Genomic DNA, 13866 nt, shown 5'->3' with positions numbered 1-13866 from the left:
GGGGTACCTGAAGATGGTGACTTTATGGGGAGCTATCTAAGGTAAAACCAGTGACTGGGGCTAAGTCGTAACAAGGTAGCCGTACCGGAAGGTGCGGCTGGAATACCTCTTTTTCGAGTGATCTGTCTTTTAAGGCAGCATTCAACGATTGATTCTATCTCTGATAGCTTAAATTTGTTCTCCCAATCTTTTTTTAAAAAATATGAAGATTTATTTGCTGTTTAGAAAAACAGTTGTATATTTGCGACCCCTTACGGATGAAAGCATCTAGAAAGGGAAACGACAAATAGTATATAAAGAGTTCTTTGACAAGTAGGAAAGAGTAAAGTTTTCAAATTAATTGAAATTTTTTTTTCAATTTCATTGAATCATTGAATAACTCGAAGAATAGGAAGCAAAATAAGGGCGTATGGAGGATGCCTAGGCTCTTGAAGACGACGAAGGACGTGGTAAGCTGCGATAAGCTACGGGGAGATGCACACAATCTGTGATCCGTAGATGTCCGAATGGGGAAACCCGTCATGTTGAAGACATGACACTCATCGCAAGATGAGGGGAAACCCGGGGAACTGAAACATCTAAGTACCCGGAGGAAGAGAAAACAATAGTGATTTCGCAAGTAGTGGCGAGCGAACGCGAATTAGCCCAAACCATGATGCATTGCATCATGGGGTTGTAGGACTGACATCACTGTACTGACTATTAAGAAGAATGATCTGGAAAGTTCAACCAAAGAGGGTGATAGTCCCGTATTTATAGTATAGTCAATACAAGTCAGTATCCTGAGTAGCACGGGACCGGAGAAATCCTGTGTGAATCTACCAGCACCATCTGGTAAGGCTAAATACTTTCAAGAGACCGATAGTGAACCAGTACCGTGAGGGAAAGGTGAAAAGAACCCCGAACAGGGGAGTGAAAAGATCCTGAAACCATACGCTTACAAGCGGTCGGAGTCCCCAACTGTGTTGGGGATGACGGCGTGCCTTTTGCATAATGAGCCTACGAGTTACTCCTCACTAGCCAGTTTAATCCGTTTAGCGGAGTAGGCGCAGCGAAAGCGAGTCTTAACAGGGCGACAGCTAGTGGGGGTAGACGCGAAACCAAGTGATCTACCCATGGGCAGGTTGAAGTTCCGATAGTCTCGGAATGGAGGACCGAACCAGTAGACGTTGAAAAGTCTTTGGATGACCTGTGGGTAGGGGTGAAAGGCCAATCAAACTTGGAAATAGCTCGTACTCCCCGAAATGCATTTAGGTGCAGCGTTGTGTAGAGTGCCATGGAGGTAGAGCTACCAATTGGGCTAGGGGGCTTCACCGCCTACCAAACCCTGATGAACTCCGAATTCCATGACACTGCAGCAACAGTGAGGCTATGGGTGCTAAGGTCCATAGCCAAGAGGGAAACAACCCAGACCAACAGCTAAGGTCCCAAAGTGTATATTAAGTTGAATTAAACGAGGTGCGGATGCATTGACAGCTAGGATGTTTGCTTGGAAGCAGCAATTCATTTAAAGAGTGCGTAACAGCTCACTAGTCGAGCGTCTGTGCGCGGAAAATAATCGGGCATCAAATATACCACCGAAGCTTTGGATTTATCTTGTTTTCGAACGAGATAAGTGGTAGGGGAGCATTCTGCTCACGTCGAAGGTCTGTCGCGAGATGGGCTGGAGTGTGTAGAAAAGAAAATGTAGGCATGAGTAACGATAAAATGGGTGAGAAACCCATTCGCCGAAAGACTAAGGTTTCCTCGATCTATGCTAATCAGATCAGGGTTAGTCGGGTCCTAAGGTGTAGCCGAAAGGCGAAGCCGATGGCAAACGGGTTAATATTCCCGTACCTGTATATATTGCGATGAGAGGACGGAGTCACGTAAGGCCCGGGCTGTGACGGAATACAGCCTTGAAGTACGTAGGTGTTGATCTGGTAGGAAAATCCGCCAGTGAACTGAAATACGATAGTACACCAATCCCTCTGGGAGCGGTGATAGTGGTCCCAAGTATACTCCCAAGAAAAGTCTCTAAGCTTCAGATATATACAGCCCGTACCTCAAACCGACACAGGTAGTCGAGATGAGTATTCTAAGGCGCTCGAGTGATTCGTGGTTAAGGAACTAGGCAAATTAGCCCCGTAACTTTGGAAGAAGGGGCGCTCCATATTTATTTGGAGCCGCAGTGAAATGGCCCAGGCAACTGTTTAGCAAAAACACAGGACTCTGCAAAATCGTAAGACGATGTATAGGGTCTGACACCTGCCCGGTGCTGGAAGGTTAAGGAAGGGAGTTATCTTCGGAGAAGCTCTTGACCGAAGCCCCAGTAAACGGCGGCCGTAACTATAACGGTCCTAAGGTAGCGAAATTCCTTGTCGGGTAAGTTCCGACCTGCACGAATGGTGTAATGATCTGGGCACTGTCTCAACCACGAGCTCGGTGAAATTGAAGTATCGGTGAAGATGCCGATTACCCGCAACGGGACGAAAAGACCCCGTGAACCTTTACTACAACTTCACATTGGTCTAGGATATAGAATGTGCAGGATAGGTGGGAGACGTTGAAGCCATGCCGCTAGGTGTGGTGGAGTCGCCGTTGGAATACCACCCTTTCTATATCTTGGTTCTAACCCCCTGACGGGGGGACATTGTGTGGTGGGTAGTTTGACTGGGGTGGTCGCCTCCTAAAAAGTAACGGAGGCTCGCAAAGGTACCCTCAGTATCGTTGGTAATGATACGAAGAGCGTATTAGTATAAGGGTGCTTGACTGTGAGAGAGACATCTCGATCAGGTGCGAAAGCAGGCTAAAGTGATCCGGTGATCCATCATGGATTGGTCATCGCTCAAAGGATAAAAGGTACTCCGGGGATAACAGGCTAATCTCCCCCAAGAGCTCACATCGACGGGGAGGTTTGGCACCTCGATGTCGGCTCGTCGCATCCTGGGGCTGGAGAAGGTCCCAAGGGTTGGGCTGTTCGCCCATTAAAGCGGCACGCGAGCTGGGTTCAGAACGTCGCAAGACAGTTCGGTCTCTATCTGTTGTGGGCGCGGGAATATTGAAGAGATCTGACTCTAGTACGAGAGGACCGAGTTGGACGTACCTCTAGTGTACCTGTTGTGACGCCAGTCGCATCGCAGGGTAGCTATGTACGGCATGGATAAGCACTGAAAGCATCTAAGTGCGAAGCCATCTCTAAGATGAGTATTCCTCTACAGGGTCGTAGTAGACGACTACGTTGATAGGCTATAGGTGGAAGTGCAGCGATGTGCGGAGCCGAGTAGTACTAATTACCCGAACGCTTCCTTTTTTTTTATTTTTATTCATACTCTTTCCTCTTGTTTTTTTATGACAAAGACGTCATAAGTAAAGCAATTCTTATAAGATATTAGTTGGTTTATACCAACAAAAGACTTAGGCGGTTATAGCGAGGGGGTTCCACCTCTTACCATTCCGAACAGAGAAGTTAAGCCCCTCAGCGCTGATGGTACTATCCTTACGGATGGGAGAGTAGGTCGCCGCCATTTTTATGAAAGCCTGTCACTGAATAAGTGATGGGCTTTCGTCATTTAAAGATATATGTATTGGAACACGGGCGGCGACCTTCTCCCAGCCCACCCACACCACGGAGGGTGGTATTAATTGAAAAGTGTACCACTATACTTAAAAAGAATTATTTTAAACACGTTGTTTCCTGGACGGCACATCTATGGTGCCAATATATCGGAACTTCTCTCGGTCATTCTCCGATCTGCCACAAAATAAACGCTTTGATGGCGGTACATTATCCATGATTCCGTGCACTAGAAATAAAACCGAAATCCAGCTCCACCGCCGATATTAAAATTATTGGTGTTCTTCAGTGAAAGCCGTGGAGTCGCCTGAACAAAGATTTCAAAATTCTGAATCAGAAAGTCCAAACCAAAATTTCCACTTAGCCCAAGATCAATCTTGTTATTACCAGGGTTTTGATGTATCCCAATAAATCCGCCGGGACCATAGAAAAAATGAATGGTATGTGCATCGTTTAAGCTGGCATCAAAAATGGCGTGAATGTTAAGGAATAAAAAATTATCCCAGTCCCAGGCAGCTAAAAAATCAGTGGAGGCCCCCGGGTTGTAAATTTTCAAACTGACCCCGGTGGGTTGACCGATTTGAACCCCGAGTCCGACATCCCCAGCTTGTCTTTGTGCTGAGACCTGGTGGGTCATAGCAATAAAAATAAATGTAAATAGTGCGATGGTTAGGCTTGATCTAATACTGTTTCTCATGTTCATGTGTGTTTGTTTAATAAGTAGATTTTGTTATTCTTCTTATTGTAATACGTTAATTCTAAGAATCAATATTGCCCTTGCCTTAGTACTATAAATTTAATTCGGAGCAAAATTGTTCAAATACAGATTGACTTGCATTTGTTTTATTATCTTTCTCAATATGAAAAATAGCAATAGCAAACTGTCGTTGTGGACCAGTAGTGTGGCATTGGCCGGATTTCTTTTTGGGTTCGATACCGTGGTGATTTCAGGTGCAAACTTACCTATTCGAGAATTGTGGGATACTACCCCGCTTTTTCACGGTTTTTTTATCATGTCAATGGCTTTGTGGGGTACGGTGCTGGGAGCGTTAACGGGTGGTTTTCCTACAGATAGGCTTGGACGGAAAAAGACCCTGTTTATTATTGGTGTTCTGTATACGGTCTCCGCTTTGGGTTCTGCGCTGGCTCCCGATCCTTATTCTTTTTCTGTATTCCGTTTTATAGGTGGATTGGGTGTAGGTGCTTCGAGTGTGACGGTTCCGACCTATTTGTCAGAAATTTCACCACGCAGTAAAAGAGGGGAATTAGTGGCCCGGTATCAATTTATGATTGTTCTGGGAATATTTTGCGCTTTCATCAGCAACTACTTGCTGGAAGGTGTAGGCGGTGATTGGGATTGGCGTTTTATGTTGGGTGTGGAAGCCATTCCAGCATTGGTCTATATAATATTAGTGGTCCGGGTGCCCAACAGTCCGCGGTGGTTACTTATTCATAAAAACGATGTGGCTGCTGCCAGAGAGGTTTTGGAACTTATCGGAGTGAAGCAGGTGTCTTTATCTATAAAATCCATTCAGGCTTCCATGCAAGGACAGGAAAAGTCCAAGCTGTTCCGCAGGATATACTCGTTTCCCATATTCCTCGCTTTTATGATCGCTTTTTTTAATCAAATTTCTGGGATAAATTTTATACTGTACTATGCACCGGAAATATTGGAAAGATCCGGTTTGGGCGGGAAAGCATCTTTGCTCAATTCGATTTATATCGGTGGAGTTAATTTGATTTTTACCCTCCTGGGCATGTATTTGGTTGACAAATCTGGGCGGAGACAATTACTATTCATTGGGTCACTGGGTTATATTATAAGTCTATCAATGGTCGCCGTAGGTTTTTATTACGGATTAAGTTCCTATTTTTTGCTTGTTTTCATACTGTTGTTTATAGCAGCTCATGCTGTAGGGCAAGGTGCTGTAATCTGGGTATTCATATCGGAGATATTTCCCAATCAGGTGCGAGCAGCAGGCCAATCCTTTGGTGCTGCGGTACATTGGATTTTTGCTGCCTTCATCACATTGATTACTCCGGTCTTTCTCGATGAACAAGCTGGAATATTTCGGGAAAACCCATGGCCGATATTTGCCTTTTTTGCGGGGTTCATGGTTTTGCAATTGTTATTTGTTTTATTCCTGATGCCAGAAACCAAAGGGAAAAGCCTGGAGGAGATTGGACAAGGATTGTAGGATGGACTAGGATGACTAGGATTGACTAGGATTGTAGGATTTGACTAGGATTGTAGGATGGACTAGGATTGTAGGATTTGACTAGGATTGTAGGATTTGACTAGGATTGTAGGATGGACTAGGATTGTAGGATTTGACTAGGATTGTAGGATTTTACTAGGATTGTAGGATGGACTAGGATTGTAGGATGGACTAGGATTGTAGGATTTGACTAGGATTGTAGGATTGACTAGGATGACTAGGATTGTAGGATGGACTAGGATTTATAGGATGGGTTAGGATGACTAGGATTGTAGGATGGACTGGGATTGTAGGGTGGACTGGGATTGACTAGGATTGTAGGATGGGCTAGGATTTATAGGATGGGTTAGGATGACTAGGATTGTAGGATGGACTAAGATTTTAGGATGGGACTGGGGTGGTCTGTCAGTGTCTGGAAAGAATCCAGATATAGAAGATTGACGTGAGAAAAAATCATGGCTTTTTCCAAAACGGAGAGGTGGGAGTTTATTGACCTCATTTACTTTTCGCCAGCCGGTTAATCATCGTATTAAAAACGATGCCGTGGAATGGATAAACGGCATACCAGTACAGGCGCCCCCATACTCCTTTTGGCCTGAAAACGGCACGTTGTTGCAATTCTTTTTCTCCGACCTTAAATTCCAACCAGGCTTCACCAGGCAATTTCATTTCTGCGAATAATAACAGGCGTCCCTCTTCTTTGTTGGCGTACAACACCCGCCAAAAATCCACTGCGTCTCCGGCATGCAGATGATCTGGATGCGTTCTTCCTCTACGCAAACCAACCCCGCCGGCCAACTGATCCAAAAAACCCCGGGTTTTCCAAAGGAAGCTGGATGAATACCAACCATTTTTTCCCCCGATTCGCCAAATTCGTTCTATGCATTTTTGCCGGGAATCGAAGGTTTGGGTACGGATGTCTGAGAAACAACCATGGGTTGGAATATTCATGTGATCAGAAAGGTTGAAATTTTCCCCACTGCTCACAAAACTATCTTTCCAGCTGGATATGATTTCTTCTGCTTCCACTTTTGAAAAAGTACGCTCGAGGGCCTCTTCATAAGAGAAAGGAGTAATGCCGGTAATTTCATTGATTCGACTGTCACGAGCCACTACTTCTACTTTCATGCTGTCGACGAGTGACACAGCCAGTTTAAAAGATGTTGAGGTCACAAAATACAACCAATAGGAGGAAAGCCGGGGTGTCATCACGGGCACTATAATAATAGTACGTTTCAGTTTTCTGATCCGGGCATATTCCAGTAGCATGCTTTTGTATGATAACACATCGGGACACCCGATGTCAAAGTTGTCATCATAAGCTTTTTCCAGAAACAAAACGGCAGAGAGGAAATCCAATACATTAGCTATCCCGATTGGCTGGCATTTTGTTCGAACCCACTTCGGGGTGATCATGACGGGAAGTTTTTCGACCAGGTCCCGCATAATTTCAAAAGAGGCACTTCCACTTCCTATGATGATACCAGCCCGAAGTGCAGTAAAATGGTAATTTCCTTGATTCAACTCTTCTTCCACTTTTTGACGCGATTGTAGGTGACTGGATAGTTCACGTGCGTTGATCATCCCAGAGAGATAAATGACCTGTATGGTATTTGTAGCTGAAATGGCTTCTCGGAAATTAATGGCGCAGGTGATTTCCATCTCCTGATAATCGGACGAATTACTCATCGAGTGCATGAGATAATATGCTGCATCAATATCAGAGGGGATCTTCTTTAAGGTTTTTTTTCGAAGGAAATCCACTTCAATGACATCGATTTGATCACGAGGTGCCCCTTCAGGTATTTCAAATCTTTGAGTGTCTCTGGTGCAACAGGTGACATGATACCCTTGCTCTAAAAGAACAGGTAGGAGTCTTTGGCCAATGTATCCGGTGGCGCCGGTAAGCAAAATTTTTTTCATAGAATTATTTTATACTACCGCCTTATAAGCTTTTAAACATCGTTGTCTTGCCTTTTTGTGATCTACGATAGGTGCCGTATAGTCCTCCGTGTCCCATTCTTTTACCCACTTTTTGATGTAGATTGATTCAGGATCGAACTTTTTCTGTTGCGATTCGGGGTTGAATATTCTGAAATAAGGCGCTGCGTCGGTGCCGCAACCCGCTGCCCATTGCCAGTTTCCGTTGTTGGATGCCAGTTCATAATCCATGAGCTTTTCTGCAAAATAAGCTTCCCCCCATCGCCAGTCAATCAGTAAATCTTTAACCAAAAAACTGGCAGTCACCATCCGGACACGATTGTGCATAAAACCAGTTTTGTTGAGTTCCCGCATACCCGCATCAACCAGCGCATATCCTGTCTCCCCCTGACACCATCGTTCGAACTCTTCTTCATTGTTTCTCCACGCTATATTCGCATACTTCTTATGAAACGGTTCATTGACGACATGCGGGAAGTTGTATAAGATCTGACTAAAGAACTCACGCCAGATCAGTTCATTCCAAAATGTTTCGTTGGTCTTGATGGCCATCTTCATCGTTTCCCGGATACTTATGGTTCCAAATCGCAAAGCAGTTCCCAGTCTTGAAGTGCCATCTTTTGCCGGGAGGTTCCTCATCTTGTCATAGTCACTCATGTCTGTGTTTCTCAGATCGGTGGGATAATGATGGATTTTCGCTTCTGCAAAACCCATGGATTTTAATGAAGGCATTGCTTGTGGATCTTTGATTTTCAGAAGGCGACCTTTAAGATTTAGCGGATATGGTATAAGATGTTTATTATACTGGATATTTTCCGGGTCGGCATCGAGCGATTCCTTCCAGGCCCTGCAATAGGGAGTGAACACCTTGTAAGGGGTCTCCTGCTGCGTCAGAATTTCTTTCTTTTCAAAGATTAGATGATCTTTAAAGGTGTGCAATGGAATCTTTTTTTTGTTCAGTATCGCATCCACATCCTTATCGCGCTGGATGGCGTAGGGCTCATAATCCCGATTGGTATATACTTCCTTTAACCCGTGGGTTTCGGCCAGGGATTTCCATATATCTATAGGTTCACCATGATAAATTTCCAGATCAGACTCATAAGCCTGAAGTTGTTCTTTGATCCTTGACAATTGTCGATGAATGAAAGTGATACGCCTGTCCTCCTCCGGCAAATTATCCAGAATATTTCTATCGAAGATGAAAATACATTTTACCGGAGTGCCTGATTCAAGTGCAAAATGCAGCGCTTTATTATCGTGAAGCCTCAAATCTCTTCGAAACCAATGAATGACGTGATGATCTTTTTGCACGGTAGATAGTGTTTGTCTCGTGGAGTAAGTTACAAAATATAAAGGGAATTTGTTTATGTATTGTGCGAAATAATTAAACAAATTGTTCATGCAGCAATGCGTATCAGGTGTCCGGATCTGGAAAGTCTTCATTAGGTAACGTTGAATGCGTAGCTGATGAATGGTCAGCGAGCCCATTTTGGGTGACGGATGACTTTTGATTCATACATTATCCTCGGGACAGAGCCCTCCAACAGCCAGGGTGGGGACAGGTCGGTTCCCTCATCCTACTCCCCCAAAATGAGGACATTTTGGTTCCTTCACCGAATGTGGATTGACCACATTCGATCTCGCCCTTGGCGAGATTTTGCTTAGTCATACTGATCTTTCTGTCTCGGCTCGACCGAGACTACATTCGCTCATATTTGCACCTGTTCAACTACCATTAAAACCATTATAAACGCCAGGTAGGTAAATCAAAAGCCAGGAACTTTGCGGGGTAGTGTGAAAATCAAAACGTGCGGGCCATGTGGCAGGGGAATGGCCATCCGTGAGGGATGGGGGAGAACAGAAAGTAAGGGAGCGCCTCTTTTCAATTTGAATTTAATTTGGATTTTGGGATAAATTGCTGTACTATATTGCGAAGAAAACATCTAATAGTATGGCCAAAAAAATTGTTCGCTCTGATCATGTTAAAAATTATTTCGGTCTTCAGGTAAACCCTGTGGTGTTTTTTGCATCTGTTTTTTTAATATTTTCCAGCATTACCCTGGTGTTGATCTATCAAAAAACATCCGAATCAATGTTTTTGGTCGTTCAAAGTTTCATTGCTGAAAAGACGGGTTGGTTTTTTATATTAGTAATCAATGTATTTATCGTATTTTTATTGGTTATAGCTTTTGGTAAATTCGGCCAACTGAGGATAGGCGGAGCGTCTGCTACCACGGAATTTAGTACCTTATCCTGGTTTGCGATGTTATTCAGCGCCGGGATGGGAATTGGTCTGCTTTTCTGGAGCGTGGGAGAACCGATCACTCACTTTAGTAATCCTCCGGGAATAGAAGGAGGGACGCCGGAAGCTGCGATAAAAGCCATGAATTTGACGTTTTTGCATTGGGGATTTCACGCGTGGGGGGTGTATGCACTGGTCGGACTGAGCCTGGCTTATTTTACGTATTCGCGGGGGCTGCCATTGACCATTCGTTCGGTCTTTTATCCGCTGTTCGGAGATCGGATTTATGGGTGGCCGGGTGATTTAATCGATATATTTGCTGTATTGGCAACATTGTTTGGATTGGCTACTTCCCTGGGGTTTGGGGCTCAACAAATGGCTGCCGGCGTGGAACATCTATGGGGGATAGACAGTGGGCATGGTACGCAAATTTTATTGATCATTGGCGTTACATTAGTGGCCATGGTATCGGTCATACTAGGTGTCGACAAAGGAGTAAAAGTATTGAGTGAATGGAATATGAGAATTGCATTGGTTTTATTGATCTTAGTGGTGATTCTGGGTCCTACGCTCTTCATTTTTCAGGCCTTTGTACAAAATACTGGCAGCTATCTTTTCCATTTTATAGAGACTTCGACCTGGACAGAGAGCTACCTTCAAAGCAACTGGCAAAATGATTGGACTATTTTTTATTGGGGGTGGTGGATCGCCTGGTCACCGTTTGTGGGCATGTTTATTGCGCGAATTTCAAAGGGTCGTACCGTTCGGGAATTTATTCTTGGCGTGCTCATATTGCCCTCACTAGTAATGTTTTTCTGGATTACAGCTTTTGGCAGTACCGGAATCCATCAGGTCCTTTTGGGGGATGAAGGGTTGGTGCGAGCTGTAGATTCTAACGTGGCTACGGCGCTGTTTGTGTTCCTGGAGCAATTTCCATTAGCAGCGGTACTCAATACTGTCGGAATACTGTTAATTGCCGGATTTTTCATCACTTCATCAGATTCAGGTTCGCTGGTGATTGACAGTCTCACCTCCGGTGGGCAATTGGATGTACCGGTGGGACAACGCATCTTCTGGGCATTAACGGAAGGTGCAGTGGCTGCCGTGCTATTGCTAGGCGGAGGGCTGTCGGCGTTGCAAGCGGCTACGATCGCAACGGGACTTCCTTTTGCAATTATTCTGTTATTTATTTGTTTCTCATTGTACAAGGCGCTTAAAGAGGATATGGATCATCTGGAGAAACAACGTTCTCTAAAAGAGAAAGAAAGTTATGAAGACCTGGTGGGTGAAATTGTGCGCCGGCGTCAATCTTCTGGGATGGGAAAAACTAATGAGTCCACAGATCAATCCTAAAATCATTCGCTATGAAAAAGTATAATTATATTCTGGTTGCCCTTGACCTTACTCCGATTGATGTACATCTGATTAGGTACGCTTCATTTTTGGCAAGCGTAGTCGGCGCTGAAAAAGTGTATTTTGTACACAACATCAAGAAATATGAAATTTCTTCTCTTTTTGCTGACCAGTTGGAAGGTGTGGACCTGGATCAGGTGGTCGGTGAAGAATTAAACGATAAAGTCTCCACCTATTTTGAAGGACAGGTTCCCTGGGAAGTTTTTATTTCGGAGGACCCGTACACCGAATCTTTGATTCAATACGTAGTGCGGAAATATGGTATTTCCCTGACCATTGTAGGGAATAAAAACCAATCAAAAGGAACGGGAATTCTTCCTGCAAAGCTCCTGCGGATGCTTCGTTGTGATGTTTTTTCATTGCCTTCAGTAGATGATTTTTCACTCAACTCGGTATGGGCCGGAACTGATTTTTCCAATGCGTCCCGAAAAATATTTTCTCTGTTGGAGTTATTTCAAAAAGTGCGGAACAGTACGATCACTGCTGCTCATGTTTATGAGGTACCGGTTCATTTTTCTCCCTATGTGCCCAGGGAGGAGATGCATCCCCGAATCGTCCGTCATTCCGAAAAGCGATTTGCCCGATTTATTAAAAGTTTGAACTTTCCAGGTACCATTCAACAGAAAATAATTCCGGGTCGTGATGCCAGTCATGCTTCCTTGTTGGTTCGTGCTGCAGAGCGTGCTAACGCAGATTTACTGGTCATAGGAGACAAGGGAGGCAATACGTTTTCATCCTTGTTGATCGGAAGTACGGCTGAAGAAATATTCTATAACAACATACAAATTCCATTGTGGGTCGTGAAATAACCAAGCGCAACCGGACCGAGTTGTGGTCGAATATGTTGCGGTTTTCGGTGGGGTAATTACCCGCTTTACAACTGATGCTTTATAAAAATGCTTATCTTTGGTTCAACCGGGAGACCTGATGTTTTCGGTATTCTGGAGAAAAAAAACAAACGAATATGAAACGCCGTACTTTCGTAAATAACTTGTTGGGCTCCACAGTGGGTGCCGGAATGATCAATGCTTGTGCCCGAATTCCTTCCATGGATTCGGGGCCGGGGGGGCCTGTGGTGGTGTCAACCTGGGATTTTGGGATGAAAGCGAATGAAGAAGCTTGGAAGGTACTTTCTTCACAAGGGAATGCTTTGGACGCTGTGGAACAAGGGGTACGTATTATTGAGGCGGATGCATCCAATCACACCGTAGGTATTGGCGGACTGCCTGACCGGGATGGTCATGTTACCCTGGATGCCTGTATAATGGATCAAAAGGGCAATGCCGGATCGGTCTGCTTTCTGGAACATATCGTCCACCCGGTGAGTGTGGCACGGAAGGTCATGGAAAAGACGCCTCATGTTATCCTCTCTGGAAGTGGAGCGTTGCAATTTGCGCTTGAGGAAGGGTTTGAGAAAACGGATTTGCTCACCCCAGAATCTAAAAGAGCCTGGGAAAAATGGAAAAAAAATGCAGAGTACAGTCCAGTCATCAATATCGAAAACCACGATACCATAGGAATGATCGCTTTGGATTCTGCAGGCAATCTATCAGGAGCTTGTACGACCAGTGGATTGGCATACAAAATGCATGGCCGGGTGGGGGATAGCCCCATTTTAGGAGCGGGTTTGTTTGTAGACAATGAGGTGGGGGCCGCTACTGCCACCGGCATGGGTGAAGCTGTGCTCAAAACCTGTGGAACGTTTCTGGTCGTTGAATTAATGCGGCAAGGGCGTAGTCCGGAAGAGGCATGCAAGGAGGCTGTACTTCGGATTGCTAAAAAACAAAACTACAACGATTTTCAAATCGGTTTTCTGGCGATGGATAAGAAGGGAAATACGGGCGCGTACTGCATACATCCCGGGTTTAGCTATGCACACCAAAATAAGGAAGGGGCTGAGCTAATTCCAGCAAAGAGCTATGTGAAGGAGTAGGGGCTGGCACCAGTGGTCGTGTGAGACATTTGCAGTTGGGGCGTGCGGGAATGGATAATGTCTGGCACTTGTGCGGTGGTTCAGGTGTCAGACACTACGCTTCCCCCCGTCTTTCCCTGCAAGTGTCTGACACCAGCTGCGGTCCAGGTTCCAGACACTGCGCTTCCCGCTGGCTTTTCCGGCTCGTGTGCGTATTAGTGTCAGACATTTGCAGTTGAGGCGTGCGGGAATGGATAATGTCTGGCACTTGTGCGGTAGATCAGGTTCCAGACACTGCGCTTCCCCCGTCTTTCCCTGCAAGTGTCTGGCACTTGTGCGGTAGATCAGGATCCAGACACTGCGCTTCCCGCTGGCTTTCCCTGCAAGTGTCTGACACCAGATGCGGTCCAGGTCCCAGACACTGCGTTTTCCGCTGGCGTTTTCGGCTCGTGTGCGTGTTCGTGTCAGACATTTGCAGTTGAGGCGTGCGGGAATGGATAATGTCTGGCACTTGTGCGGTAGATCAGGTTCCAGACACTGCGCTTCCCCCGTCTTTCCCTGCAAGTGTCTGGCACTTGTG

7 protein-coding genes and 3 rRNA genes are annotated in these 13866 nt (G+C 45.2%); 7 read left to right on the top strand and 3 right to left on the bottom strand.

Translation table 11 applies throughout. The annotated features are described in order from the left end of the window. From KUV50_RS19155 to rrf, 3 genes are all read left to right on the top strand, one after another. Nucleotides 1–113, top strand: a 16S ribosomal RNA gene (locus KUV50_RS19155); the annotation flags it as partial. Between the two features lie 275 nt (nucleotides 114–388). Continuing rightward, nucleotides 389–3292, top strand: a 23S ribosomal RNA gene (locus tag KUV50_RS19150). 104 nt (nucleotides 3293–3396) lie between these two features. Further along, a 5S ribosomal RNA gene (gene rrf, locus KUV50_RS19145) occupies nucleotides 3397–3509 on the top strand. Between the two features lie 276 nt (nucleotides 3510–3785). Here the strand turns inward: rrf and KUV50_RS19140 are convergent. Further along, nucleotides 3786–4253, bottom strand: coding sequence for a hypothetical protein (locus tag KUV50_RS19140; protein ID WP_222581822.1), 468 nt, complete (start codon nucleotides 4251–4253; stop codon nucleotides 3786–3788). 163 nt (nucleotides 4254–4416) lie between these two features. On the opposite strand from KUV50_RS19140, the gene KUV50_RS19135 reads away from it, so the two are divergent. Continuing rightward, the gene (locus tag KUV50_RS19135; protein WP_222581821.1) at nucleotides 4417–5754 is read left to right on the top strand and encodes a sugar porter family MFS transporter; all 1338 of its coding nucleotides are present in this window, start codon (nucleotides 4417–4419) and stop codon (nucleotides 5752–5754) included. 516 nt (nucleotides 5755–6270) lie between these two features. Here KUV50_RS19135 and KUV50_RS19130 read toward each other — a convergent pair. Together KUV50_RS19130 and KUV50_RS19125 are read right to left on the bottom strand one after the other, a co-directional pair. Further along, nucleotides 6271–7698 (bottom strand): SDR family oxidoreductase, encoded by a 1428-nt coding sequence (locus KUV50_RS19130; RefSeq protein WP_222581820.1) that lies wholly within the window; start codon nucleotides 7696–7698, stop codon nucleotides 6271–6273. A gap of 9 nt (nucleotides 7699–7707) precedes the next feature. Further along, nucleotides 7708–9030, bottom strand: coding sequence for a deoxyribodipyrimidine photo-lyase (locus KUV50_RS19125; protein ID WP_315900005.1), 1323 nt, complete (start codon nucleotides 9028–9030; stop codon nucleotides 7708–7710). Between the two features lie 640 nt (nucleotides 9031–9670). Here KUV50_RS19125 and KUV50_RS19120 point away from each other — a divergent pair. The 3 genes from KUV50_RS19120 to KUV50_RS19110 all read left to right on the top strand — a co-directional run bounded on the left by KUV50_RS19120 (nucleotide 9671) and on the right by KUV50_RS19110 (nucleotide 13307). Then, nucleotides 9671–11314, top strand: a complete 1644-nt coding sequence (locus KUV50_RS19120; protein ID WP_222581818.1) for a BCCT family transporter — start codon at nucleotides 9671–9673, stop codon at nucleotides 11312–11314. Between the two features lie 11 nt (nucleotides 11315–11325). Further along, a complete protein-coding gene (locus KUV50_RS19115) occupies nucleotides 11326–12183 on the top strand; it encodes a universal stress protein (RefSeq protein WP_222581817.1) in 858 nt (285 codons plus the stop codon). Nucleotides 12184–12338: 155 nt separating this feature from the next. Beyond that, nucleotides 12339–13307, top strand: coding sequence for an isoaspartyl peptidase/L-asparaginase family protein (locus KUV50_RS19110; RefSeq protein ID WP_261395447.1), 969 nt, complete (start codon nucleotides 12339–12341; stop codon nucleotides 13305–13307). The last annotated feature ends 559 nt before the right edge of the window (nucleotides 13308–13866 follow it).

The sequence above is a fragment of the Membranihabitans marinus genome, from assembly GCF_019802045.1.
Lineage (GTDB): Bacteria > Bacteroidota > Bacteroidia > Chitinophagales > Saprospiraceae > Membranihabitans > Membranihabitans marinus_A.
The sequence above is the reverse complement of the archived record's forward strand: the minus strand, read 5'-3'. Positions and strand labels throughout refer to the sequence as shown.

What these genes read in the sequence shown, in the direction of transcription:
- KUV50_RS19140 (WP_222581822.1), bottom strand. Translation starts at nt 4,253, where the DNA reads ATGAGAAACAGTATTAGATCAAGCCTAACCATCGCACTATTTACATTT.
- KUV50_RS19135 (WP_222581821.1), top strand. Translation starts at nt 4,417, where the DNA reads ATGAAAAATAGCAATAGCAAACTGTCGTTGTGGACCAGTAGTGTGGCA.
- KUV50_RS19130 (WP_222581820.1), bottom strand. Translation starts at nt 7,698, where the DNA reads ATGAAAAAAATTTTGCTTACCGGCGCCACCGGATACATTGGCCAAAGA.
- KUV50_RS19120 (WP_222581818.1), top strand. Translation starts at nt 9,671, where the DNA reads ATGGCCAAAAAAATTGTTCGCTCTGATCATGTTAAAAATTATTTCGGT.
- KUV50_RS19115 (WP_222581817.1), top strand. Translation starts at nt 11,326, where the DNA reads ATGAAAAAGTATAATTATATTCTGGTTGCCCTTGACCTTACTCCGATT.
- KUV50_RS19110 (WP_261395447.1), top strand. Translation starts at nt 12,339, where the DNA reads ATGAAACGCCGTACTTTCGTAAATAACTTGTTGGGCTCCACAGTGGGT.